At 60.4% G+C, this 25694-nt stretch carries 20 protein-coding genes, 2 tRNA genes and 3 rRNA genes; 19 read left to right on the top strand and 6 right to left on the bottom strand.

Features of this window, described 5'->3' with window-relative positions; genetic code table 11:
• Positions 1-283: 283 nt before the first annotated feature.
• Both bktB and FAZ97_RS19635 read left to right on the top strand, forming a co-directional pair.
• Entirely contained in the window at positions 284-1471 is a 1188-nt protein-coding gene (gene bktB / locus FAZ97_RS19640) for a beta-ketothiolase BktB (protein ID WP_158760092.1), read from the top strand.
• 36 nt (positions 1472-1507) lie between these two features.
• Positions 1508-2368 carry a 3-hydroxybutyryl-CoA dehydrogenase gene (locus FAZ97_RS19635; RefSeq protein ID WP_158760091.1) on the top strand — a complete coding sequence of 287 codons (861 nt, stop codon included), beginning with the start codon at positions 1508-1510 and terminating at the stop codon, positions 2366-2368.
• A gap of 99 nt (positions 2369-2467) precedes the next feature.
• Here the strand turns inward: FAZ97_RS19635 and FAZ97_RS19630 are convergent, their stop codons facing one another.
• Complete coding sequence (locus FAZ97_RS19630) at positions 2468-3682, bottom strand: mechanosensitive ion channel family protein (RefSeq protein ID WP_158760090.1); 1215 nt, start codon at positions 3680-3682, stop codon at positions 2468-2470.
• A gap of 783 nt (positions 3683-4465) precedes the next feature.
• Here FAZ97_RS19630 and FAZ97_RS19625 point away from each other — a divergent pair.
• From FAZ97_RS19625 to FAZ97_RS19595, 7 genes are all read left to right on the top strand, one after another.
• A 16S ribosomal RNA gene (locus FAZ97_RS19625) occupies positions 4466-5993 on the top strand.
• 67 nt (positions 5994-6060) lie between these two features.
• Positions 6061-6137 (top strand) — tRNA-Ile (locus tag FAZ97_RS19620).
• A 44-nt stretch (positions 6138-6181) separates the two neighbouring features.
• Positions 6182-6257: transfer RNA gene (locus FAZ97_RS19615), tRNA-Ala, on the top strand.
• A 288-nt stretch (positions 6258-6545) separates the two neighbouring features.
• Positions 6546-9422: ribosomal RNA gene (locus FAZ97_RS19610) — 23S ribosomal RNA — on the top strand.
• A gap of 170 nt (positions 9423-9592) precedes the next feature.
• Positions 9593-9706 (top strand): 5S ribosomal RNA (gene rrf, locus FAZ97_RS19605).
• Together the 16S, 23S and 5S rRNA genes with 2 tRNA genes alongside form the textbook arrangement of a ribosomal RNA operon.
• A gap of 420 nt (positions 9707-10126) precedes the next feature.
• Positions 10127-10465 carry a metal-sulfur cluster assembly factor gene (locus tag FAZ97_RS19600; protein ID WP_158760089.1) on the top strand — a complete coding sequence of 113 codons (339 nt, stop codon included), beginning with the start codon at positions 10127-10129 and terminating at the stop codon, positions 10463-10465.
• 44 nt (positions 10466-10509) lie between these two features.
• Positions 10510-11649 (top strand): hypothetical protein, encoded by a 1140-nt coding sequence (locus FAZ97_RS19595; protein WP_158760088.1) that lies wholly within the window; start codon positions 10510-10512, stop codon positions 11647-11649.
• 113 nt (positions 11650-11762) lie between these two features.
• Here FAZ97_RS19595 and FAZ97_RS19590 read toward each other — a convergent pair whose 3' ends face one another.
• From FAZ97_RS19590 to FAZ97_RS19570, 5 genes are all read right to left on the bottom strand, one after another.
• The gene (locus tag FAZ97_RS19590; protein ID WP_158760087.1) at positions 11763-12056 is read right to left on the bottom strand and encodes a hypothetical protein; all 294 of its coding nucleotides are present in this window, start codon (positions 12054-12056) and stop codon (positions 11763-11765) included.
• 355 nt (positions 12057-12411) lie between these two features.
• A complete protein-coding gene (tatA, locus tag FAZ97_RS19585; protein ID WP_158760086.1) occupies positions 12412-12648 on the bottom strand; it encodes a Sec-independent protein translocase subunit TatA in 237 nt (78 codons plus the stop codon).
• 29 nt (positions 12649-12677) lie between these two features.
• Complete coding sequence (locus FAZ97_RS19580; protein ID WP_158760085.1) at positions 12678-13418, bottom strand: ABC transporter permease; 741 nt, start codon at positions 13416-13418, stop codon at positions 12678-12680.
• Positions 13415-14362, bottom strand: a complete 948-nt coding sequence (locus FAZ97_RS19575; RefSeq protein ID WP_158760084.1) for an ABC transporter ATP-binding protein — start codon at positions 14360-14362, stop codon at positions 13415-13417. Before FAZ97_RS19575 ends, FAZ97_RS19580 begins: the two co-directional genes overlap by 4 nt.
• A gap of 12 nt (positions 14363-14374) precedes the next feature.
• Positions 14375-15418 (bottom strand): FAD:protein FMN transferase, encoded by a 1044-nt coding sequence (locus tag FAZ97_RS19570; RefSeq protein ID WP_407671879.1) that lies wholly within the window; start codon positions 15416-15418, stop codon positions 14375-14377.
• A gap of 446 nt (positions 15419-15864) precedes the next feature.
• On the opposite strand from FAZ97_RS19570, the gene nosZ reads away from it, so the two are divergent.
• From nosZ to FAZ97_RS19520, 10 genes are all read left to right on the top strand, one after another.
• Positions 15865-17835, top strand: a complete 1971-nt coding sequence (gene nosZ / locus FAZ97_RS19565) for a TAT-dependent nitrous-oxide reductase (RefSeq protein WP_158760082.1) — start codon at positions 15865-15867, stop codon at positions 17833-17835.
• A 112-nt stretch (positions 17836-17947) separates the two neighbouring features.
• Positions 17948-19204 (top strand): nitrous oxide reductase family maturation protein NosD, encoded by a 1257-nt coding sequence (locus tag FAZ97_RS19560; RefSeq protein ID WP_158760081.1) that lies wholly within the window; start codon positions 17948-17950, stop codon positions 19202-19204.
• Positions 19197-20105 carry an ABC transporter ATP-binding protein gene (locus FAZ97_RS19555; RefSeq protein WP_158760080.1) on the top strand — a complete coding sequence of 303 codons (909 nt, stop codon included), beginning with the start codon at positions 19197-19199 and terminating at the stop codon, positions 20103-20105. Before FAZ97_RS19560 ends, FAZ97_RS19555 begins: the two co-directional genes overlap by 8 nt.
• On the top strand, positions 20102-20935 hold the full coding sequence (locus tag FAZ97_RS19550; protein WP_158760079.1) for an ABC transporter permease: 834 nt from the start codon (positions 20102-20104) through the stop codon (positions 20933-20935). Before FAZ97_RS19555 ends, FAZ97_RS19550 begins: the two co-directional genes overlap by 4 nt.
• Positions 20936-20976: 41 nt before the next feature.
• Positions 20977-21459 carry a nitrous oxide reductase accessory protein NosL gene (locus FAZ97_RS19545; protein WP_407671878.1) on the top strand — a complete coding sequence of 161 codons (483 nt, stop codon included), beginning with the start codon at positions 20977-20979 and terminating at the stop codon, positions 21457-21459.
• 10 nt (positions 21460-21469) lie between these two features.
• A complete protein-coding gene (locus tag FAZ97_RS19540) occupies positions 21470-21736 on the top strand; it encodes a hypothetical protein (RefSeq protein ID WP_158760077.1) in 267 nt (88 codons plus the stop codon).
• Positions 21737-21738: 2 nt separating this feature from the next.
• Positions 21739-22137, top strand: coding sequence for a hypothetical protein (locus FAZ97_RS19535; protein ID WP_158760076.1), 399 nt, complete (start codon positions 21739-21741; stop codon positions 22135-22137).
• Between the two features lie 22 nt (positions 22138-22159).
• Entirely contained in the window at positions 22160-22624 is a 465-nt protein-coding gene (locus tag FAZ97_RS19530; protein ID WP_158760075.1) for a c-type cytochrome, read from the top strand.
• A 138-nt stretch (positions 22625-22762) separates the two neighbouring features.
• Positions 22763-25027, top strand: a complete 2265-nt coding sequence (locus tag FAZ97_RS19525; protein WP_158760074.1) for a 4Fe-4S binding protein — start codon at positions 22763-22765, stop codon at positions 25025-25027.
• Positions 25024-25677: a c-type cytochrome gene (locus FAZ97_RS19520; RefSeq protein WP_158760073.1), complete on the top strand. Its 654-nt coding sequence runs from the start codon at positions 25024-25026 to the stop codon at positions 25675-25677. Before FAZ97_RS19525 ends, FAZ97_RS19520 begins: the two co-directional genes overlap by 4 nt.
• Positions 25678-25694 lie beyond the last annotated feature (17 nt).

Here is a 25694-nt window from a genome sequence, read left to right as displayed (position 1 = left end):
TAACGAAGCCTTAACGGCGTGCCGCATCGGCTTGACGCCCCCCGCGCTGCGTGAGTGCTCTAACAGACAGGCACGACCGCGGTCCACCGCCTGGCGGCCGTTGATGGCACGACGTGGCCAGTTTTGTCAGTATGTCGGCCGGTTTCACCAGTCTGTCCGGCTTCTGTTGGCGCTAGGATTCGCCTGACGTGCCTTGAGTGCCTGCAAAACAGGTCGGGATGAGGCGTAGCCACACGCTGCGCCGCCGCTTCACGGGCAGAATACAGATAACTAAGGAATCCATATGAGCAGGGAAGTCGTGGTGGTGGGCGGTGTGCGGACCGCGATCGGCAAATTCGGCGGCAGCCTGAAGGATGTGCCGCCAACCGAACTCGGCGCAATCGTCGTGCGCGATCTGCTCGCACGCAGCCACGTCGAAGCAAAGGACGTGGGCCATGTGGTGTTCGGCAATGTGATCGCCACGGAGCCGCGGGATTTCTACCTGTCTCGCGTCGCCGCGATCGACGCCGGCATTCCTGAATCGACGCCCGCATTCAACGTCAACCGGTTGTGCGGCTCGGGCTTGCAGGCGATCGTGTCCGCCGCGCAAACCATTCTGCTCGGCGATGCGGAGGTCGCGATCGGCGCCGGTGCCGAAAACATGAGCCGCGCGCCGTACATCACGACGGAGGCGCGCTTCGGCGCGCGTATGGGCGACGCGCGCCTCGTCGACATGATGCTGGGCGCGCTCAATGATCCCTTCCACACGGTGCCGATGGGTGTCACTGCAGAAAATGTCGCGGGCCGTTATGGCATTACGCGCGAGCGCCAGGACAACCTCGCGCTCGAGTCGCATCGCCGTGCGGCGCGGGCGATCGCGGAAGGCCGGTTCGCGAGCCAGATCGTGCCGGTCAAGCGCACGGTGAAAGGGCGCGAAAGTGTATTCGACACCGACGAGCACTTGCGCCACGATGCAACGATCGACGACTTCGCAAAACTCAAGCCCGTATTTGCGAAAGAGAACGGTACGGTCACGGCGGGCAACGCTTCCGGCATCAACGACGCCGCCGCCGCGGTCCTGCTCATGTCGCGCGAAGCGGCCGAGGCGCGCGGTCTCGCGCCGATGGCGAAACTCGTGGCCTACGCGCATGCGGGCGTCGATCCGCTCTACATGGGCATCGGCCCGGTGCCGGCTACGCGACTTGCGTTGCAGCGCGCGGGATTGTCCGTTGCGGACCTCGACGTGATCGAGTCGAACGAGGCCTTCGCGGCTCAGGCATGCGCGGTCGTGCAGGAACTGGGCCTCGATCCTGAGAAGGTGAACCCGAATGGGTCGGGTATTTCGCTCGGTCATCCCATTGGTGCGACTGGCGCACTGATTGCCGTGAAGGCGCTGCACGAACTCAAGCGCATTGGGGGCCGATACGCGCTCGTCACGATGTGCATTGGAGGCGGCCAGGGTATCGCCGCCATCTTCGAAAACATTCAGTAATTGTTGAATGCGACTTCGGTCGCGCGATAAAACGCAATGCAAATCGAAACATTGGGAATCGTCGGCGCCGGGACGATGGGCTCCGGCATCGCACAGGTCGCCGCGCTCGCTGGACTGCGCGTGATCGTGGTCGACGTCAGCGACGCTGCGCTCGACAGAGGCCTCACCGCAGTGAGGGGAAGCCTCGATCGGCTGGTGGCGAAAGAGAAGCTGGACGCGGCGGCATGCGACACCGCGCTCGCGCGCATCGAGACGTCCACGGATTATCAGCGGCTAGGTGCTGCCGGGCTCATTATCGAAGCGGCCACCGAAAGCCTCGAACTGAAGTTGCGCATCTTGAAGCAGATTGAAGCGGTCGCGCGACCCGACGCTATTCTCGCGTCGAATACGTCGTCAATCTCGATCACGACGCTTGGCGCCGCGCTTGCCGACCCTTCGCGCCTGGTCGGCATGCACTTCTTCAATCCGGTGCCGCTGATGCCGCTCGTTGAAATCATCGGGGGTCTCGAAACCGGCAGCGCCGCCGCGGAGGCGGTCCGCGAACTGACATTGCGGCTTGGCAAGTCGCCGATCAGCGTGCGTAATTCGCCGGGCTTCGTGGTCAACCGTATTCTCGTGCCGATGATCAACGAGGCTTTCTTCCTGTTAGCCGAAGGTGTCGCGCCGGCTGAGGATATCGACACCGGCATGCGTCTTGGCGCGAATCAGCCGATTGGCCCGCTGGCGCTGGCCGACCTCGTTGGGCTCGACGTGGTCCTTTCGGTCATGGACGTGTTTTACAAGGACTTTGGCGATTCGAAATACCGCGCGTGTCCGCTGATTCGCGAACTGGTGTCCGCCGGTCGTCTGGGCCGCAAGACTGGGCGCGGTGTTTATAGCTACGACCAGGTGAGCTGAGAGGGAATCGGCGTCGCGTGCCTGTGCCCATGGCAGGTGACGCCGGATTCCAGCGCACGGTCAGGAGCGTCTGGTCGCGTTGCCGCCTGCCCGGGGAGATTACAGGTGTCGCGGCGATGCGCGTTGCTCCTGCCAGCAGCGCAGGCCGAACTGTGGCACGAGCCCATAGGCATGATCGAGCATGTCCGACTGCAGGTTTTCGTACGGTTCCCAGCGCGTTTTGTCGACATAGAGAAATATTTCGAGCGCGATGACGGGCTTGCTTGACTGCACCTGCCGGACGACGATCGGCATGTCCTTGCGGACCGCCGGATGATCGCGAAAGTACGCGTTCAGATAGAGGCGGTACAGGCCGAGGTTCGTGCGGCGCTGCGCGTGGTCGGGCGCAACGCGCGGAAGTAGTCCTGCAGGATCGTTGCGCAGCTGGACGAGGAGTGCCTCGTCTGGAAATTGGACTGTGTCAGCGTCGAAATGGATCGCATGCCTGACGCGTCGAGCGCCGGACTCGGTCATCCCGCGCCAGTTCTTCACGCTGTTCGTGAGCAGCACGTAGCTCGGCAGCATGACGATCGAATTGTCGAAGTTCTGGACTTTGATCGTGTTCAGCGCAATGTCGATCACGGTGCCATCGGCAACGAAACCGGGCACTTCAATCCAGTCGCCCACCCGCACCATGTCGTAGACGGTGAGTTGGATGCTGGCCACGAAGCCGAGCAGAGAGTCGCGGAAAATGATGATCAGAAGCGCCGTCATGGCGCTGAGGCCGGTGAGGAAATAGGCCGGAGAGCGTTCCAGCAAAACCGAGATCCCCGCGATTAGCGCGATCACGTAGAGCCCGATCGTTGCGGTCTGCAAAAAGCTTTTGATCGGGCGCTCACTTGCGGACGGGAAATGGCGGTAGCGCTCGCCTACGCTGTCGAGGAACGCGAGCGCAGCGCGCAGCAGCGTGTACACCATGTAGCACGCCGCGAGCACGGCGAGTGGATGTCCGAGCGCCGCGACCGGCGGGAACGTGAGGCCCGAGAGCAAGGGGGCGGACGCATAGAGGATCAAGGCCGGCACGAGCGGCGCGAGCCGGTGGAATACTCTGTGGGACTCGGCTGCGCGTAGCCACTTGCGCTGCGGGTCGCGCGCGAGGCGGCCAACGATCAACAGCATGATCGAGCGCGTGATGTAGTAGCAGATCGCGCTGGCCAGCAGGATCGCGAGCAGCAAGGCTGCGATCAGCAGTATCGCCACGGGCGTGCTGTCGGTATAAACGTTGAAGTGATGCCAGTCCGGACCGCCCTCGATACGTAGCGCCTTGTCGAACATGGATGCCTCCAGTGCCGGTAACGCGTTTCTGCGGACAAGCCCCGTTCAAACCAAAATGCAGGACGACGCAGCGGCTCTCGCGCGGCGCCTGCCAGCGGGGAGGGCTCAGCGCGGACGGAGCCTGGCTCTGCGAGCATGTCGTCCGGGCGTCAATGGTGCGCCGTCGCCTTGTCGTAATAAGCGGCATCATACATTTCGTGGTTTGTACGATCCACCGGCATGGCCCAGGTCCTCTTCGCACGCGTTGCCATCATACGTGGCAGCGCTGGCCGGCGAGGCGAGTGGCTTTCGAAGCCCGACGTCCGGCTGTCTGCATCTCGCGGTTCCGCTCGCGGGTTTGCGTGGTTGCTCCGTGTAACTGGCGAGCAGCGCTCGCGTTACGACAGCGCAGGTGGGCTGCGCCGGGACGAGATCGACGACGATATCTCCGTTGCGGGACGACTCGCCAATTCCGTGTCGAATAAGCCGTGTAACGACCCCAGAAATAAATATTCCAGATTCTCTTGACGAGTGCTTCTTGGGTCTGCATAATTCGCCTCCTTCGCTGATCGCTGCGAACGAAAACGAAGCGATTAAGACGAATTGCTCTTTAAAAATTTACAGCCGATAAGTGTGGGCGCTTGATGCGGTGGCGACCCGGATTCGTTCTTCGGAATGAAGCCGGGAGCAGCAAAAGTATCAAGAGTCTCACACTAAAGTAAGTCAGGTTTTTGAATTTATTCAACGACCTGTCAGCTTTGAGTGAGCGACCGGTTCGAGAGAACCGAAAACAGTAACAGGTTTAAACTGAAGAGTTTGATCCTGGCTCAGATTGAACGCTGGCGGCATGCCTTACACATGCAAGTCGAACGGCAGCACGGGTGCTTGCACCTGGTGGCGAGTGGCGAACGGGTGAGTAATACATCGGAACGTGTCCTGTAGTGGGGGATAGCCCGGCGAAAGCCGGATTAATACCGCATACGATCTACGGATGAAAGCGGGGGACCTTCGGGCCTCGCGCTATAGGGGCGGCCGATGGCGGATTAGCTAGTTGGTGGGGTAAAGGCCCACCAAGGCGACGATCCGTAGCTGGTCTGAGAGGACGACCAGCCACACTGGGACTGAGACACGGCCCAGACTCCTACGGGAGGCAGCAGTGGGGAATTTTGGACAATGGGCGAAAGCCTGATCCAGCAATGCCGCGTGTGTGAAGAAGGCCTTCGGGTTGTAAAGCACTTTTGTCCGGAAAGAAATCCTTTGGGTTAATACCTCAGGGGGATGACGGTACCGGAAGAATAAGCACCGGCTAACTACGTGCCAGCAGCCGCGGTAATACGTAGGGTGCGAGCGTTAATCGGAATTACTGGGCGTAAAGCGTGCGCAGGCGGTGATGTAAGACCGATGTGAAATCCCCGGGCTTAACCTGGGAACTGCATTGGTGACTGCATCGCTGGAGTATGGCAGAGGGGGGTAGAATTCCACGTGTAGCAGTGAAATGCGTAGAGATGTGGAGGAATACCGATGGCGAAGGCAGCCCCCTGGGCCAATACTGACGCTCATGCACGAAAGCGTGGGGAGCAAACAGGATTAGATACGGTAGTCCACGCCCTAAACGATGTCAACTGGTTGTCGGGCCTTCATTGGCTTGGTAACGTAGCTAACGCGTGAAGTTGACCGCCTGGGGAGTACGGTCGCAAGATTAAAACTCAAAGGAATTGACGGGGACCCGCACAAGCGGTGGATGATGTGGATTAATTCGATGCAACGCGAAAACCTTACCTACCCTTGACATGTACGGAATCCTGCTGAGAGGTGGGAGTGCCCGAAAGGGAGCCGTAACACAGGTGCTGCATGGCTGTCGTCAGCTCGTGTCGTGAGATGTTGGGTTAAGTCCCGCAACGAGCGCAACCCTTGTCCCTAGTTGCTACGCAAGAGCACTCGAGGGAGACTGCCGGTGACAAACCGGAGGAAGGTGGGGATGACGTCAAGTCCTCATGGCCCTTATGGGTAGGGCTTCACACGTCATACAATGGTCGGAACAGAGGGTTGCCAAGCCGCGAGGTGGAGCCAATCCCAGAAAACCGATCGTAGTCCGGATCGCAGTCTGCAACTCGACTGCGTGAAGCTGGAATCGCTAGTAATCGCGGATCAGCATGCCGCGGTGAATACGTTCCCGGTCTTGTACACACCGCCCGTCACACCATGGGAGTGGGTTTTGCCAGAAGTGGCTAGTCTAACCGCAAGGAGGACGGTCACCACGGCAGGATTCATGACTGGGGTGAAGTCGTAACAAGGTAGCCGTATCGGAAGGTGCGGCTGGATCACCTCCTTTCCAGAGCTCATCGCTCACACGCGTTTTAAGCGCTCACACTTGTCGGCTGTAAGAAAGACAGACTCAGGGGTCTGTAGCTCAGTCGGTTAGAGCACCGTCTTGATAAGGCGGGGGTCGATGGTTCGAATCCATCCAGACCCACCACTTTGTCTGCATAAGGCGAAATGATCCCTCGAGTATGTGTGACTGGGGGATTAGCTCAGCTGGGAGAGCACCTGCTTTGCAAGCAGGGGGTCGTCGGTTCGATCCCGTCATCCTCCACCAATCCTCAATGCCTAGTGTCCGGTGAAACACAAACCGGGGATTACGCATTGGCGATTGAGCCAGTCAGAGCGGTATGTGAAAACGTATCGGCTGTCGTTCTTTAACAATCAGGAAGAAGTAGTAAAGAGATTCATCCAAAAATGTCTAGAGATGGGCATGAGTAGGTGAATCAGGGTTGTGATTGTATCAATGTATTTTTAAGTGATCGAAAGATTGCCTTGAAATACGGCGCAACACGAATACTCAACCTGTAGCGGATGTGAATCGGAAGAGACACACCCGTTATAGGGTCAAGCGAACAAGTGCATGTGGTGGATGCCTTGGCGATCACAGGCGATGAAGGACGCGGTAGCCTGCGAAAAGCTACGGGGAGCTGGCAAACAAGCTTTGATCCGTAGATGTCCGAATGGGGAAACCCACTCCGAATGGAGTATCCATGACTGAATACATAGGTCATGTGAAGCGAACGCGGTGAACTGAAACATCTAAGTAACCGCAGGAAAAGAAATCAACCGAGATTCCCAAAGTAGTGGCGAGCGAAATGGGACCAGCCTGCATTCTTTATCTGTACCGTCAGCCGAACGCTCTGGAAAGTGCGGCCATAGTGGGTGATAGCCCCGTAGGCGAAGGCGGAATGGAAGAACTAGGTATGCGACAAGTAGGGCGGGACACGTGAAATCCTGTCTGAAGATGGGGGGACCATCCTCCAAGGCTAAATACTCGTGATCGACCGATAGTGAACCAGTACCGTGAGGGAAAGGCGAAAAGAACCCCGGAGGGGAGTGAAACAGATCCTGAAACCGCATGCATACAAACAGTCGGAGCCTCGCAAGGGGTGACGGCGTACCTTTTGTATAATGGGTCAGCGACTTACATTCAGTGGCAAGCTTAACCGAATAGGGCAGGCGTAGCGAAAGCGAGTCCGAACAGGGCGTCCAGTCGCTGGGTGTAGACCCGAAACCAGGTGATCTATCCATGGCCAGGTTGAAGGCACGGTAACACGTGCTGGAGGACCGAACCCACTAACGTTGAAAAGTTAGGGGATGAGCTGTGGATAGGGGTGAAAGGCTAAACAAACACGAAATAGCTGGTTCTCTCCGAAAACTATTTAGGTAGTGCCTCGTGTATCACCTTCGGGGGTAGAGCACTGTCATGGTTGATGGGTCCATTGCGGATTACGTCGCCATAGCAAACTCCGAATACCGAAGAGTGCAATCACGGGAGACAGACATCGGGTGCTAACGTCCGGTGTCAAGAGGGAAACAACCCAGACCGCCAGCTAAGGTCCCCAAATATGGCTAAGTGGGAAACGAAGTGGGAAGGCTAAAACAGTCAGGAGGTTGGCTTAGAAGCAGCCACCCTTTAAAGAAAGCGTAATAGCTCACTGATCGAGTCGTCCTGCGCGGAAGATGTAACGGGGCTAAGCCATATACCGAAGCTGCGGATGCACATTTATGTGCATGGTAGGAGAGCGTTCCGTAAGCCTGCGAAGGTGCGTTGAAAAGCGTGCTGGAGGTATCGGAAGTGCGAATGCTGACATGAGTAGCGATAAAGGGGGTGAAAGGCCCCCTCGCCGTAAGCCCAAGGTTTCCTACGCAACGTTCATCGGCGTAGGGTGAGTCGGCCCCTAAGGCGAGGCAGAAATGCGTAGCTGATGGGAAGCAGGTCAATATTCCTGCACCATTGTGAAATGCGATGGGGGGACGGATCGCGGAAGGTTGTCCGGGTGTTGGAAGTCCCGGTCCTTGCATTGGAGAAGGCGCTTTGGCAAATCCGGGCGCGGAATTCAAGGGTGCGAGGCCATTCACTTAGGTGAAGAAGCAACTGGAAGTGGTTCCAAGAAAAGCCTCTAAGCTTCAGTTTCACAGTGACCGTACCGCAAACCGACACAGGTGGGCGAGATGAGTATTCTAAGGCGCTTGAGAGAACTCGGGAGAAGGAACTCGGCAAATTGGTACCGTAACTTCGGGATAAGGTACGCCCGGTAGCTTGACTGGCTTGCGCCAGAAGGGTGAAGGGGTTGCAATAAACTGGTGGCTGCGACTGTTTAATAAAAACACAGCACTCTGCAAACACGAAAGTGGACGTATAGGGTGTGACGCCTGCCCGGTGCCGGAAGATTAAATGATGGGGTGCAAGCTCTTGATTGAAGTCCCGGTAAACGGCGGCCGTAACTATAACGGTCCTAAGGTAGCGAAATTCCTTGTCGGGTAAGTTCCGACCTGCACGAATGGCGTAACGATGGCCACACTGTCTCCTCCCGAGACTCAGCGAAGTTGAAGTGTTTGTGATGATGCAATCTCCCCGCGGCTAGACGGAAAGACCCCATGAACCTTTACTGTAGCTTTGCATTGGACTTTGAACCGGTTTGTGTAGGATAGGTGGGAGGCTGTGAAGCGGGAACGCTAGTTTCCGTGGAGCCGTCCTTGAAATACCACCCTGATCTGTTTGAGGTTCTAACCTTGGTCCGTGATCCGGATCGGGGACAGTGCATGGTAGGCAGTTTGACTGGGGCGGTCTCCTCCCAAAGGGTAACGGAGGAGTACGAAGGTACGCTAGGTACGGTCGGAAATCGTGCTGATAGTGCAATGGCATAAGCGTGCTTGACTGTGAGACCCACAAGTCGAACAGGTGCGAAAGCAGGTCATAGTGATCCGGTGGTTCTGTATGGAAGGGCCATCGCTCAACGGATAAAAGGTACTCTGGGGATAACAGGCTGATACCGCCCAAGAGTTCATATCGACGGCGGTGTTTGGCACCTCGATGTCGGCTCATCTCATCCTGGGGCTGTAGCCGGTCCCAAGGGTATGGCTGTTCGCCATTTAAAGAGGTACGTGAGCTGGGTTTAAAACGTCGTGAGACAGTTTGGTCCCTATCTGCCGTGGGCGCTGGAAGTTTGAGGGGGCCTGCTCCTAGTACGAGAGGACCGGAGTGGACGAACCTCTGGTGTACCGGTTGTGACGCCAGTCGCATCGCCGGGTAGCTATGTTCGGAAGAGATAACCGCTGAAAGCATCTAAGCGGGAAACTCGCCTCAAGATGAGACTTCCCCGGGGACTAGATCCCCTTGAAGGGTCGTTCGAGACCAGGACGTTGATAGGTCAGGTGTGGAAGCGCAGTAATGCGTTAAGCTAACTGATACTAATTGCCCGTAAGGCTTGATCCTATAACAGGTGTGCCTCGCTCCCGCAGTGGAGAGCAGGACGCACAGGTTGAGAGATCGGTGTTGTGCCAGAAACAACACAACCCCAATTCAGCAACACCTCTTTACGCTTCTTCCCGATTGGCTGTGGCGCCAGGTTCACCAGAACCCGCGCGACGCAGCAACCCGTCATGCCTGATGACCATAGCGAGCTGGTCCCACCCCTTCCCATCCCGAACAGGACCGTGAAACAGCTCCACGCCGATGATAGTGCGGATTGCCCGTGTGAAAGTAGGTAATCGTCAGGCTCCTTATGCTGTAACGTCCAGAACCCCGGTATCTCCGAAAGAGAACCGGGGTTCTGGCGTTGGGGCCTCCTAAATCCTGCTATTCGCGCGCTACCACACACGGTAGCGCCGCTCCACGCATGCTTCGTCCACGGTATGGCGCCAGTTAGCGGACTTTGAACTTGGCTGCGTCTGTCCACGCTGCGCAAGATCCGTAATCGCCTGCTCGATAGCTGCGTGAACGCGCGCTGCTTCTTCTTGCCGGATTCGCATTCGTTACGGGTCCGTGCGCTGCGGCCAATTGGCACAGCGCCCGAATGCGGTCGCGCGCTATCATGGCTAAACATTCATCGACCATGAATGATTTAGCCGGTATGAACGCCGCTTGGCAGACACCGCCCGGTTGAAATGTCCTTCCCATCTTGTCGGTTGTCCTTTGCCATGAACACGACTCGCCTCAAACTCGATCCAACAGACGAAGAATTTGAGATCCGAGACGCGCTGCGTTGCGTGATCGATCCGGAAGTGGGCGTCAACATCGTCGACCTCGGCCTTCTGTACGGCATTGAACTCAGCAGCCAGATGCTGAAGATCGAAATTACGATGACTTCGCCTGCCTGTCCAATGGGGCAAATGATCATGGACGAAGTGAGGGCCGTAGCCGAAGAGTCGGTGCCCGAAGGCCTGCCTGTCGAAGTCGTGCTCGTGTGGGAACCCGCGTGGGAGCCCGCCATGATGAGCGAGGCCGCGCGCGCGGTTCTGGGTTGGGAGCCAGACTGACGGCGCGCGACCTGGCGTCGTTTCGCGACAAGCGAACACGTACCATGAACATTGCCCAATTGCCGTGCCGCCTTGCAAAACTCGCTGCCGCGCTGACGATCGTTCTCGTGCTCGTCTGCGCGGTTCTGGCCGGTCTTGCCCGTCTGGGTGTTCGGCTGCCCTTGCACGCCATGTCCAGTGTCGCGTGGCATGGCGTGCTGATGCTCCCCGTCTTTTTCGGTGCGCTTGTCAGCCTCGAACGCGCGGTCGCGCTGCAAAGAACGATTTATCTGCTGGCCCCTGCCTGCGCGATCGCTGCGGGTATCGTGCTGATTGCCGGCGCAGCGCCGGTCGTCGCTCAATCGCTGCTCATGGTCGGAGCGAGCGTCTCTCTCATCGCAAGTCTGCAGGTGCTGCGCAGGCAGGCCGCGCTCCATCTCGCCGTGCTCGCGCTCGCAGTGTTCTGCTGGTGGCTCGGCAACCTGGTATGGCTGATCACTGACGACGTGTCGGCTTGCGTGCTGTGCTGGCTCTCGTTTCTGATCTTGACGATCGCAGGCGAGCGTCTCGAACTCACACGCATGCTGCGCCTCCCACGCTCCGCCCGATATTCGTTTTTCGCGCCGGTCACTTTGATGATCGCGAGCCTGCCCTGGGCGCTGTGGCAACCGGACGAAGGTACACGGCTGTTCGCCGCTGGCCTCGTGCTACTCGCAGTGTGGCTGGCGAGGCATGACATCGCGCGTCGCACGGTGCGCCAACGTGCGCTTACCCGGTTTATCGCCGTGTGCCTGCTCGGCGGCTATGGATGGCTCGCGTTGGGCGGCGTCCTGGGCGCACTCGGCGCGCTGATGCCCGGTCATCCCTGGTACGACGCGGCCCTCCACGCGCTCACGCTCGGCTTCGTGTTTTCCATGGTGTTTGGACATGCCCCGGTCGTCGTGCCCGCGCTGACGCGATTGCCGGTGAAATATCATCCGATGTTTTACCTGCCCCTCTTCGTGCTCCACACGGGCCTCGCCATGCGAGTGGCAGGCGGCCTCGCCGAAATCTTCTGGCTGCAACGGGCAGGTGGCATTGCAGGCGCGGTGGCGCTCGCGTTTTTCGCGCTGACGCTGATCACGGCTGTGCTCGCAGCACGCGGGGGGCACGCTCAGCGTACTGGCAGAAGTCGAATCTCGAATCCGCCGCAATCGTCGCGATGACTGGATGCATAGTGATCCTTGCCGCGGCTCCGGCGCGAGTAGGCGTAAAGGGATGAATCTCCTTTTCACCTATTGCCTGACAAGTTTCCGCCCGTGAGCATTCGCGGGCAGGATCAAAGGTAAATTGGCAGTCCTTCCCGTATCATCCGGGCGCGCAGGAATTCGAACGAAAATTCCCGCAATCGCGGATTGGCCTTGCGCAGGAGATCGATGGCTTGCGAGAGCGAGCGGCCACCGTCGTTTGCCAGTGCCTGCGCAAAGCGGACGATTTCGTGACGCTGCACGGGCGTATCCGGATTGCGGCGCAGCGCCGCCAGCGTGCGCGTTACGCCGTTTCGCGGCACCGCTCCCCGCACAATGCAAAGCATGTGAATCGCGTCGAACAGATCTGCATTGAGTGCGCCCATGCGCAATCGGGAGAGCGGAGCGGCGCCAGCGCTCGCAAGCGACTGCGCGATCGGGTCGAAAACGGGCAGTAGGTCTCTTCCCAGCCGGCGCAGCAGCTTTTCCGCGCAATGACGCTCGAAAACGAGTGTGATGGCGCTGCCACCGGCGCGCGGCGTCGCCTCCAGATGGTAGTAGCTGCCCCTCGTCGAGATCGGGCCGCACGGCAACGGCTTCTGATTGAGTATCCTGAGATGGACCAGAGGCGTCACGTGGTGCGTTTCCCAAATGCACGGTACGTGAAAGCGTCCGCGTACGGGCATCATATTGCACGCTCTCGAGGCCACCCGAGCCGTTCCCGCCACTTCACATCGCATTTCATCGCAGCTCCTGCGGGTGACATGCTTTCTTCGTTGCGTCGACATCGACAAGGATGGCCGAGGTCAGTTCGGCATCCTGAGCGAGTGCCGGTGCCTCTGTTTCCCGCATGCCTTCCTTGAATCCTTTGACGGCACCGCCCAGATCGCCGCCGATATTGCGCAGCTTCTTCGTGCCGAACACCATCGAGACGATCAGCAAGACGACTAGCCAATGCCAGATACTGAATTCACCCATGGACAATCTCCTTCAATTCATCAATGTTGCTACGCGTCGCGCCGCCTGATGCCGCACACGACGAGCCAGCCCGCGGCGACCAGACACGCCGCGAGTGTGGCGAGCGAGCGCGCCGGTGCGATCGCGAACTGGGTCGTCAACACGCCGCGCATCAAGTCGACACCATAGGCTGCGGGGTCGAAAACGGCGGCGAGCCGGATCCAGTCCGGCGCGAGATCGAGCGGGTAGAGCGCGCCCGAGAGGAAGAACATGGGTAGAAGCAGCGTGTTCGAGACAGCCGGGAACACGATCACCGACCGGAACGGCAGTGCGAGCGCGAGGCCGAGTGCGGAAAAGGCGAGCGCGGCCAGCACCATGGCAAGCAGGAGGAGCGCGAGGCGCGGCGCCGTAAGTCCGATTCCGATTGTCGGCGAGAACGGCAGCAGGAGCGCGCTCTGCACCGAGGCAAGCAGCGCGCCTGCGCCGATTTTGCCAGCTGCGATCTCGGTGCGCTTCACAGGAGAAACCAGCAGGGCGTTCAGAAGGCCGGTTTGCCGATCGTGCACGATGCCGACCGCCGCCGAGATCGCCGTGAACATCAACGAAAGGCCGACGACACCCGGAAAGATATACGCCTGGTATCCGCTGACCTCCGCGTAGGTGCCGCTCCTGAGTGCTGCGCCGAGAACGAACAGATACAGCAGCGGCTGCGTGAGTCCGAACAGGATCCGCAGCGGCGACGCCCAGAAGCGCTTCAGGTCGAACCAGACGATCGCGAGCACGTTGCTCATGCGGCTGCCTTCTGGGGCAGGCGGCATGGCTCGCTTTCGCGTGCTTCGCGCCAGTGGTCCACGATATCCATCAGGTTTGGCGTGGTGACGTCCACGCTCGTAACCCGGCACGGCATGCGTTGCAGTAGCGCAGGCATCACCGTCCGCGCATTGGCGACCACTACGGCGAGGCCGTGTTCGTCGATCGTCGCCCGATAGCCCTGCGCCGAGAGCCAGCGGCGTGCCGTTTCAGTGTCAGGTACCTGCAGCCGGATCGTACCGGGAACGCACGCGCATAGCGTATGCCATGGTCCATCCGCGAGCACGCCACCCCCATGCAGCACGACGACGCGATCGGCATCGCTCGCTTCATCGGCATGGTGGGTCGAGCACAGCACGGTATGGCCCGCGCCAACGAGCATTCTGATTTCTGCCCAGAACACCCGGCGAGTGGCGACATCGAGGCCCAGCGTGGGTTCGTCGAGCAATAGCACGCGTGGCCGCGAGATGAGTGCGCGCGCCAGTTCGAGCCGCCGCCGCTGGCCACCGGAAAGGCATTGGACGGGGACCGCCGCGAGCGCTTCGAGTCCGAACGCCGTCATCAGTTCGTCGATGCGCTGTCGCAGCGTGCGGCCTTTCAATCCCTGGCATCGCGCGATGAAGCTCAGGTTGTCATACGCGCTCAAACGCGCTTCGAGCGCGGACTCCTGAAACACGACGCCGATTCTCGAACGAACCTGATGCGGCATGGCGACTGCGTCGATACCGTCGACCAGAATGCGTCCACTGCGAGGCGTGGCAAGCGTGGAGAGTAGCGAGAGCAGCGTCGTCTTGCCCGCGCCGTTGAAGCCCACGATCGCCACGAGCCCCGCGCCTGGCACCGTCATGCTGACGTTGTCGAGGATCGCGCGTCCGCCGCGGCTGAAGCTCACGTTGCGCAGGTCGATGCCGGGTGCGTTCATCATGGCGAAGGCCATTCAATCGAGCGGCGCGGGGCGCAGCGAGGGATCCGTGAAGCGCAGCCGCGCCGCCATGGGCGCGGACGCCCACACGCGACCTTGCGTATCGACCAGCAGCACGGCCTCGACGCCGACCTTGCGCGCCAGCGGCATCGCCTGAGCAGAACCTGCGATGAACGGTGGCTTGCTCGCGCCATCGGACAACGCGCCCGCATGCGGACCGGGCTTCACGAGCACGGTCACCGACTCGCTTTGCGTGGCCGGATAACCGGTGCGCGGGTCGAGGATGTGGCAGTAGCGCACGCCGTCGGACTCGAAGAAGCGCCGGTAGTCGCCGCTCGTGCCGATCGCCTCGCCGTCGCGCAGGTCGAGCGTCGCGAGCGCGCCGGCTTTGCGGGGGTCCTGAATGCCGACCTGCCATGGCGTGCCGCCTTTGCTTCCCATCGCGAGCAGGTTGCCGCCCACGTCGATCAACGCGTTTTCCACGCCACGCTGCTTGAGGATCGCAGCGGCGTCGTCCAGCGACCAACCCTTGGCGTATCCGCCGAAGTCGATCGCGACCGCGCGATTGCTGCTCGTGACGACACCAGTGGGCGAAATCGTGAGGTCGGCCATACGCGGGCGCAGCGCCGATTCGCGCTCGACTACTTCGCGCGATGGCGGCTTCACGTCGAATTGATCGGCCTGAAAACCCCATAGTCGAATGAGCCTGCCGATGGCGGGATCGAAAAGCCCGTGTGTTTGGAATGAGAGTTGCTGCGCCGCGCGCAGGATCTGCGCGAGTTCCGTCGATGCCTGGAAGGACTCGCCTGCCGCGATGCTGTTGTTGAGCCGAGTGAGTTCAGAAGGCTGCCATGCGTGCATCGAGCGATGCATGGTCTGGAAGTGCGCGAAGACTGCGTCGGCGTCCTGCTGCGCCTTTTCCAGCGGCACGCCATAAAGCGCCAGTTGTACGCGAGTACCGAAAACATAGGTTCCCTGAACATAGACTTCCGGTGTCCTGAGCGTGAGCCAAAATCCGGCAGCAATGGCTGCGATAAAAAACAGCGTAATCAGGATGATTTTTCGGTAAATGAACAATTTGCCAATACTCCAGACAATATCGCGTCGGGAAGACTGAGAATTCAATGCGTGGCGACGATTGCCATTATGTTTTTTTGATTATCGACACGTTTGAGCCGCGTCAAATTGGGCGTTTTGACGCAGGCGGCACGGCCCCTCGCGTCCGATCGCCGCACGGGCATGAAATTGCGTATGTCGCGTACTTCTTTTTAAGATAAATCAAGTCGCATTTGCGATCGGCACGCCAAACTACCCGACTGAAAACCTGTGCGCGGATCGGAAACGAACTGAAAATAAACGGTGCCTTTTTTGGGGAAAGGGAAAAATGCGATTTATCAATTTGCCGATTTTTTTATAGCAGCGATTTACGTCGGGGTCCACGGAATGACCTGCCGGGCCTCGAGGCGATTTGTCGACGTTGAAACGAATTGACGAGCGAGAGCGTGATGACAATTTCAAAAGAAGAATCTGGAAAGACCTCAACTCCACAAGACACGGGGCGTCGCAGGTTCCTTGCTTCCTCCGCGGTTGCGGGTCTGGCGGGCGCGAGCCTGTCGCTCGGCCTGGCTGCGTGCAACAAGGGCGGCGGCGAGGCCACTACCGCGGCAACGGGCAATGCGGGCAGCGGTGCAAGCGGCGCAAACGCCACCCCTGCCATCGATTGGGACAAGTATGAGGTGCATCCGGGCAAGCTCGACACGTACTACGGATTTTCGAGCGGCGGGCACTCGGGCGACCTCCGCGTGCACGGGCTGCCTTCCGGGCGCGAAATCCGGCGCGTTCCGGTGTTCAACGTCGATTGCATGTCGGGTTGGGGCATCACGAACGAATCGCGAAAGATCATCGGCACGAGGCCGAATGGTCAGCTGAACTACATTACCGGCGATACGCACCACGTTCATATGTCGTACACCGACGGCGTATACGACGGCCGGTACATTTTTGTGAACGACAAGATCAACGCGCGGGTCGCACGCGTGCGTCTCGACACGATGGAGTGCGACGCGATCACGCAATTGCCGAACGTGCAGGGCTTTCACGGCATCTTTCCGGACAAGCGCGATCCGCTGGACGACAAGATCAATTCGACGACCCGCGTTTTCTGCGGTGCGGAATTCCATACGCCGCAACCCAACGACGGCCGCGATCTGAACGACCCGAAGAAGTACTTCTGTCTGTTCACCTGCCTCGATGCGAAGACGATGCAGCCGCGCTGGCAGGTGAAGGTCGACGGCAACATGGACCTCGTCGCGACGTCGTACGACGGCAAGCTTGCCTGCTCGAATCAGTACAACACAGAAAATGGTGTGCATTACGAAGACATGATGTCGGCCGAGCGCGACGCCTGCGTGTTCTTCAACGTCGCGCGCATCGAAGCCGCAGTGAAGGCCGGCAAGTTCTTCCACATCGGCAATTCGACGGTGCCCGTGGTCGACGGCACGCACGAGGCCAGCGCGGACCCGAAAACGGCGCTTACGTGCTACGTGCCCGTGCCGAAGAATCCGCATGGCGTCAATATATCGCCGGACGGCAAATACTATGCATGTGCAGGCAAGCTGTCGCCGACGGCAACCGTGATCTCGCATGAGTTGATGCTCAAGTGGTTCGACGGCGAAATCAAGGATCCGCGCGACGCTGTCGTCGCCGAACCCGAAATCGGTCTCGGGCCGCTGCATACCGGGTTCAACGGCAAAGGCTTCGTCTACACCACGCTCTTCCTCGACAGCCAGATCGTCAAGTGGGACCTCGCCGCTGCGATGAAATCGTACCAAGGCGATAAGGACGCGAAAGTCGTGGTCGATCGCGTCGACGTCCATTATCAGCCTGGGCACGGCTTCACCTCGATGGGCGAGACGAGGGAGCCGGACGGTCAGTTCTTCATCTCCGATAACAAATTCTCGAAAGACCGGTATTTGCCCGTCGGCCCGCTGCACCCGGACAGCTCGCAACTGATCGACATCAGCGGCGAGAAGATGGTGATCGTGGGCGACCACCCGCTTTATCCGGAGCCGCACGACTCGATCATGGTGCGCCGGGACATCATCAAGACACGGCAGATTTACGATCTGAACGAGTTTCCGCTTGCCGTGAAGGCCATGAAGGACTGCCGCGTCGAGCGCCAGGGCCGGAAGGTCACGGTGTATCTGACCTCTCAGGCGCCGGTGTTCGGCCTGCGCGAGTGGACGGTGAAGAAGGGCGACGAAGTCACGATTATCCTCACGAATCTGGACAAGGTCGAGGATCTCACGCACGGCTTTGCCATTCCGTTCTACAACATCAACTTCGTCGTTCATCCGCAGCAAACCCAGTCCGTCACGTTCATCGCGGATAAACCAGGCGTGTACTGGTGTTACTGCACGAACTTCTGTCACGCATTGCACCTTGAAATGCGCTCGCGAATGCTCGTGCAGGCATAGCGCGTCAACGCAGTAGCCGAGGCGCGGGCGAGCCGGGAACGACGTGAGTTCCACGGCTCGCCCAGCGGACCTGGTTTGAACCTTGAAAAATCTCTATCGTTGGCAGTCCAGAATGCTGGAGTTTCCACTTGTTGCGGTGCCCGTACTTGCCACACTCTTTGTGCGCACTGTCGCTGCCGCCACGCTCACCGTGCATCCTGGCGAGCGGGTGGGTCCGGCGATCGATGCGGCCCGGCCGGGTGATACGGTCGTGGTCTATGGCGGCCGCTACGAAGAGAATCTCAAGATCAGCAAGCGCCTCACGCTGCGCGGAATCGGCCGGCCGATGATCGATGGGCGCAATGCGGGCGACGTCATCCGTATCGCGGCGCCGGACGTAACGATCAGCGGTCTTGCGATCGTCAACAGCGGTGCTGACCTGACCGCGCAGAATGCGGGCGTGTACGTTCAGCCCGGCTCGGACCGCGCGCAGATCGATCGCTGCGAACTCGTCTACAACCTGTTCGGCATGTGGATCGAACACTCGGCGGACGTGCGCGTGCGCGACAACGTGATCGTCGGCAAGCGCGACCTGCGCTCGCCCGATCGAGGCAACGGCATCCAGCTTTACAACACGACGGGTGCGCAAATCGTTCACAACACGATCAGCTATTCGCGTGACGGCATTTACGTCGACGTGTCGCAGCATGCGCTCTTCAAAGGCAACTCGATACACGACGTCCGCTACGGAACGCATTACATGAACTCGTACTACAACGTCTGGGACGGCAACGAGGTCTATCACAACCGGGGCGGCCTCGCGATCATGGAGTCGCGCAACCAGGTCGTGAAGAACAACCGGGTGTGGGGGAACACGGACCACGGCATCATGCTGCGCACGCTGCAAGATTCTGTGGTCGAGAACAACGTGGTTGCCGGCAACCAGCGCGGCTTTTTCATCTACGACGCCGAATACAACACGATCCGCGGCAACCTCGTGGTGGACAACACGGTCGGCGTGCACCTGTGGGGTGGTTCGGTCCATAACGACGTGACTGGCAACGACTTCATCGGTAACCGGGAGCAGATCCGTTATGTTGCGGCAAGCGATGTCGCGTGGCCCGGCAACTACTGGAGCAACTATTTTGGCTGGGACAAGCGCGGCCGAGGCATTGGCGATATTCCCTATACGGCGAATGATCTCGTCGACCGGCTTACCTGGCGCGTGCCAGCGGTGAAAGTGCTCATGAACAGCCCCGCCGTGCAGTCGATGCGCCTGATTGCGCAGCAGTTCCCACTCGTAGCCGTGCCGAGTGTCGTCGACGACGCGCCGCGTATGAAGCCTTTTCACCCGGGCTGGGCGAACTGGGTCTGGAGGCAGCATGATTGAAATCACCGGCGTTGCGAAGACGTTCGGCGCGGTGTGCGCGCTGGACCGTGTCGACCTGACCGTGCGCCGGGGCGAACTCTTCGGTTTGATTGGCCGTAACGGCGCGGGCAAGAGCACGCTGTTCCAGCTCATGCTCGGTCTGCTTTCGGCGGATGAAGGGCGTGTGCAGGTCGACGGCGAATTCACCGGCGCTCCCCGCTTTCGGGCTGTCAAGCGCAGGATAGGTTACCTGCCCGAGAACGTCGTGCTCTACGACAACCTGAGCGGGCTCGAAACGCTGCGCTTTTTCGCGCGCCTGAAGGGTGTCGACACCGCTCAGTGCATGCTGCTTCTCGAACAGGTGGGTCTCGACGGCGCGGCTGCGCGCAAAGTCCGCGAATACTCGAAGGGGATGAAGCAACGGCTCGGCTTTGCGCAGGCACTGCTCGGCGAGCCGTTGCTGCTGTTTCTCGACGAGCCGACGAACGGCCTCGACCCAGAAGGCATCCGTGAGTTTTACCAAACACTGAAGACCCGTCAGGAAGCGGGGACGACCATCGTCATCACCTCGCACATCCTTGCCGAGATCCAGCAGCGCGTGGACCGCCTCGCGATATTGCAGGCCGGGCGAATCCACGCGGCGGGCAGTGTACCCGCGCTGCGCGATGAAGCGAACCTGCCGCTTTCCATAGAAGTCATCGCGCTATCGGACGACATTGACCCGATCGTGACGGCCTTGCGCCGCGAACCGTTTTGTGACCTGACGATTCTCGGGCGCCGCATCGCATTCGAGTGCCCGCGCGACGCGAAGATGGCCGCCATTGCTGCGTTGTCGCCGCTGTCTGGCCGGCTCGCGGATCTGCAGATCCACGAGCCGTCGCTCGAAGACGTGTTTCTCGGTTGCATGGAGGTGAGCGCATGAACCTCGCAATGTGTTCGTCGTGGCGGCAGATCCGCGTGATCGCGGGAAAAGAGTTCCGCGACCGCATCCGCAACCGCTGGGTGCTCGCCGTGTCGCTCGTGTTTGGCGTGTTCACGCTGGCGACGTCGTACTTCGGCGCGGCCACGCAGGGCGCAGTTGGCTTTCACGGCGTCGAAGCGCTGATCGCCAGTCTCGTCAGCCTCACGATCTATCTGCTGCCCCTGATCGCGCTGATACTCGGGTTCGATGCGATCGTTGGCGAGCGCGAGCGCGGCACGTTGAATCTGCTGTTGTCGTATCCGGTCACGCGCGTCGAACTGCTGCTCGGCAAGTACGCGGGACTCGCCGCGGCGCTATCCTGCGCGACGCTTGCGGGCTTCGGCCTCGCCGGCATCGTGATCGCCGTGCGCGCGCCGGCCGCCGACTGGTTTCAATACGCGGGCTTCGTCGTCAGCGCGGTACTGCTTGGCTGCGTCTTCTTGAGCCTCGCGGTGTGCGCTTCGGTGTTTTGCGCAAGCCGCACCTCGGCGAGCGGCGTGGCGATCGCGCTGTGGTTCTTCTTCGTGCTCGTGTACGACCTGCTGTTGCTCGGCGCGCTGGTGCTCACGGGCGGCGCGGCGCTCGGCCCGCTGTTCCCGCTCCTGCTCATGCTCAATCCGTCCGACGTTTTCCGGATTCTGAACATCTTCGGCCCGGGAGACTTGCGCACGATGTATGGACTCCTGAGCGTGTTTCCCTCCGGGCTGGCCGTTCCGCTCTTTCTCGGCCCCGTGATGCTCGCCTGGATCGCGGCACCGCTCGGGCTCGCTGCCTGGAGATTCAATCGATGAAACACTCCTCCATCAAGACGATCGCCGCGATTGCGGCCACCATGCTTGCCGTTGTGCTCGCAACGGGTTGCCAGAATGATTCGCGCGCGCTGCCCGCGCCGCACGAGATCAGCGATTCGACGGTAAGCGTGCTCGACGGCATGAGCCTCGAGGAATATCCGGGACCGAAGGCGCAGATGCTCTATGCGGACGGCCATGCCGACTTCTTTTGCGACACGCTCGGGCTCTTTTCGGTCTATCTGCGCCCTGAACACGATCGCAAGATCAGCGTGATGTACGTGCAGGACATGGGTGCGGCCGACTGGCGGCACCCGGAGGGTCACTGGATCGACGCAACGCAGGCGATTTACGTGGTCGGTTCCAGGAAGCACGGCGCAATGGGGCAGACCTTCGTTTCATTCGCAAAGGAGAGCGACGCCGCACAATTCGCGCGGTCCGAAGGCGGCCGGCTTTATCACTTCAACCAGATCACGAGCGAGATGGCCACGACCGACGGCGGCGTGGTCAAGGACCAGAGCATGTAAGGAAACAGAGATGACACACTTCTTTCAGAACGTTCCCTCGGAAGCGGCCCAGCAGATCGATGCGCTGAGCCGCATGCTCTACGACCTGCGCGAGGACCGCAAACTGATCCTCGCCAGATACCGCGCCGCCGACGAGAAAGCGCTGCTCGCGTTGATCGCGGCGGGCAGCGTGGAAGAACATCCGGCATACGAGCACTACCTCGGTGCGAAGACGCTCGCGAATACGCGCGAAGTCATCCGCGAACAGTTGCGCGAACTGCTGGCCACGGGAGTTTGATCATGCTGCACATCGAATTGAAGGAGCAGATCGAGGCGGCGTTCGACGCGACGCAACTGGCCTCGGTCACGCTATGCCGCGATGCACTCGAATTGAGTTTGACCAATGGTGTCGAACTGACGCTGCGCATTGCAGACCCAAACGAGTACGCGATGAACTGGCGCTGGGGCGAAGCGGCGATGGGTATCGATACCGCGCCTGTGCACCCCACGCTCGGCACGTTTCCCAATCATTGCCATACGCCGGATGGCCGGACCGTCGACGACCCGATCAGCGAAATCGGTATGGAGCCGTGGCGCAACGTGCGCATGCTGATTGCCCGGCTGCTCGCGCAGCCGCTGCTGGGCTTCGACGTTGCGGTTGCGCGCGACTTGTCGGAAGCCTTGAGCGAAGAACCCTGATTTCCCTCGATAAGGAAAGACCATGAAAACTCGTAATACCGTGATTGCAGCAATTGGCTTCGCGCTCGTGCTCGGCCTTTCTGCATGTGACAAGAGCAGCGCAGCCGCGCAAGTGGGCAGCGTCACGCCGAAGTCGATTGCGCCCATCGGCGTGGTGGCGCTCGACCCAGGCGTGCCGGCGCCGTCGGGCTTCATCAAGGTGGCGGTGAGCACCGCACCGGCCGCGGCGCCGACCCCCGGTGGCGAGAAGGTGTTCAAGAGCGTCTGCTTCATGTGCCACCAAACCGGCGCGGGCGGCGCGCCGATTCTAGGCAACAAGACAGACTGGGCGCCGCGTATCGCGAAGGGCAAGCCGACGTTGTACAAGCACGCGCTGGAAGGATTTACCGGCAACAACGGAATGATGCCGTCGCGCGGCGGCAATCCGAGCCTGAAGGACGACGAGGTGAAGGCGGCAGTCGACTTCATGGTCTCGAAGATTCAGTGACGTGAGCGAGGCGACGCCGCGCTGGCCGGGGTCAGACAAGCGGTGCGGCGTCGGGACGTCTTCGCTGTTACGGCGCGTTTCGGATAACTAATCGCGTCGATGCCGCGCCATTTCCAGCGGCTCCCACAAAGCGACAAAATGAAAGTTTCGTTCCGGATCTCGTTGTTCGCACCGCGCTTCGCGCCGTTTTTTGCGCTGCTTTTTGCGCTGCTCTTTTCGTTCACCCACCCGGCCTTTGCGTCGATCTATGAGCAGGAATTGCCGGACGAACTGTTCAGCCGCCCGGAGATGTGCAAATGGACTGACTGCGCGGGCGTGCTGCCGGGCGCAAATGAGTTCTCGGCGCGCAAGGGCAGCCCGCCCTATGTCGAGGCCTATGCCAACGACGGCCACGCCCGGGTGCTCAAGGGCTACGTATTCCTCTCCACCGATATCGTCGACATACAGGGCTACTCCGGCAAACCCATCGTCACGCTGATCGGAATGGACACGAAAGGGGGGATTACCGGCGTCAGGGTGCTCAAGCACAGCGAGCCCATCCTGCTCGTCGGGATACCCGAAAGCAAGCTGCTCGCATTCCTGCGGCAATACGTTGGCCGGTTCGCCGGTTCGCGCTTCGAGATCGGGCAAGGCAGCGCGGGCGGCGCGAACCTCGACGCCATTTCGGGCGCGACTGTCACGGCAATAGCGGAAAACCAGTTGATCTCACGCTGCGCGGTCGCGATCGCGAGCCAGGTCGGCATCGTGAAGGAAGCCGTCCTGCCGCAGGCAAAACTGTTGCCCGATAATGCGCGCTACGGGTGGCCTGCGCTCGTGGACATGGGCGCGGTCCAGCACCTCGCGATCCACGCGAGCGACGTTGGCGCAGCGGACAGCGGCACACCCTATCTCGATCTCTACTATGGCTACCTGAACGCGCCCGCGATCGGCAAGAGCATTCTTGGCGAGTACGATTACGCGCAACTCATGAACCGGCTCAAGCCCGGCGAGCATGCGCTTTTCATCGTGGCGAACGGCACGGAGTCGTTCAAGGGGTCGGGTTTTGTGCGCGGCGGGATTTATGACCGCATTCAGGTCAGGCAGGGGATCAATGCGTTCACGTTCAAGGACTCCGACTATCTGAACCTCTATTCGCTGCAGGCGGCGGGCGCACCGGCCTTCAACGAGACTGGCATCTTCATCATTCGGAGCGCGAGTTTCAGTGCCGCTTATCCGTGGAAATTCGTCTTCCTCGGGCACACCATCGACAAGCAAACCGGCGCGAAGCGTTTTTTGGCGTTCAATTCACCGTATTGGCTGCCAGCGCGCTTTCTTGAGGGCGGCCGTCCGAAGGTTCAGGAGGAGAAGCCGGCCTGGTGGAACGCGTGGAACGGGAAGAAGGTCGAAGTCGGCCTTTTCATTGGCTGGGCCGTGGCCGTCATGCTGTTCTTCGCGACGCGCGAGCGCTGGGTGCGCAAGGCGAAGCGCGCGAACAAGCGCTGGGTCTCATGGCCGAAAACGGCGAGCTGGCTGATTGCGATGGGTTTCGCGGGCTGGCACGAGATGGCGCAGCCATCCATCACGCAGGTGCTGACGTTCATCCATTCGCTGTTCGGCGGCTGGAACCTCTCGCTCTTCCTTTCCGATCCGTTCATCTTCGTCTTCTGGATCGTGATCGCCGTCACCGTGATTGTCTGGGGACGCGGCTTGTTTTGCGGCTGGATGTGCCCCTTCGGGTCGATGTCCGAGATGCTTTTTAAGCTCGCGCGCGCGGTGGGATTGAAAAAGCTGCAGCGCAAGCTGCCGATGCACTGGCACAACCGGCTGCGCAAGCTCAAGTATGCCGTGTTTGCGGTCTTGCTCGCCGTGTCGGTCTTCTCGATGCCGCGGGCCGAAAAGCTCGCCGAGATCGAGCCGTTCAAGACGACCTTCCTGGTTGGCGTGCTCAACCGCTCGTGGCCCTTCGTGTTGTTCTGGACTGTTGTTGTGGGCGCATCGATTTTTATCGAACGGCCATTCTGCAAGTATCTGTGCCCGCTCGGCGCCAGCCTCGCGCTGCCTGGCCGCCTGCGCCTGCTCAAATTGCGGCGCAAACCCGCATGCACGACCTGCCACGCTTGCGCGGCCGGCTGCGGTTCCCTCGCGATCGACGACACAGGGCGGATCGATCAGATGGAGTGCATGCTCTGCCTCGATTGCATGGTGATGTACTACGACGAGCACAGCTGCCCGCCTCTGGCGAAGGAGAGAAAACGGCGCGAAAGGGAAGGGCTGCCGCTGACCAGGGTCGGCAAGGATGGACATTTCATTCCGATCAAACTGGAAGTTCCCGGAAGCGCGAGCATCCGGGGCGGAAAAACTGCGCCGCTGGCGCGCTCGGTGGAACCTCTCGGCCCTACAAAACAAAACAGGACGTGCGAATGAAACGAATGCACAAGCTTTGGGTGAGTCTTCAATTGACCATGAGTCTTTCGGGTTGGGCGGTGTTCGTGCATGCGGCGCAAGTCGAGGCGCCCGATGCCAGTCGAGGCCAGGCCGTCGTGGCGCAGGTGTGCGCGGCGTGCCACGGAGCCGACGGAAACAGCGCGGCCGAGACGTATCCAAAGCTCGCGGGGCAGCACGCCGGGTACATCGTCAAGCAACTCGGCGATTTCAAGGCGCCTCCAGGCGGCGGCCAGCCGGCTCGAAACAACCCGATCATGGCAGGCATGGCGGGCACGCTTTCCGATCAGCAAATCGTGGATGTCGCCGCCTATTTCGCGGCCCAGCAGCCGCAACCCGGCTACGCGCACGCCAAGGACACGCTCGCACTCGGGCAACGCATTTATCGAGGCGGTATTGCGGAAAAGGGCGTGCCGGCATGTGCCGCTTGCCACGGGCCCGCGGGGCAGGGCATTCCCTCGCTATATCCGCGCCTCTCGGGGCAGTGGGCAGGATATACCGCGGCCCAGTTGACGGCGTTCAGTCAGGGAGCGGGCGCGCGCGACAACAGTGCGCCCATGCATGCCATTGCATCGCGTCTTTCGGATAACGAAATCAAGGCAGTGGCCGACTACATTTCAGGGCTGCGCTAGGGGCTCCATTCGCGTCG

Source organism: Paraburkholderia acidiphila (genome assembly GCF_009789655.1).
Classification (GTDB): Bacteria; Pseudomonadota; Gammaproteobacteria; order Burkholderiales; family Burkholderiaceae; genus Paraburkholderia; species Paraburkholderia acidiphila.
Note: the sequence above shows the minus strand (reverse complement) of the source record. Positions and strands in the feature narration are given on the sequence as shown.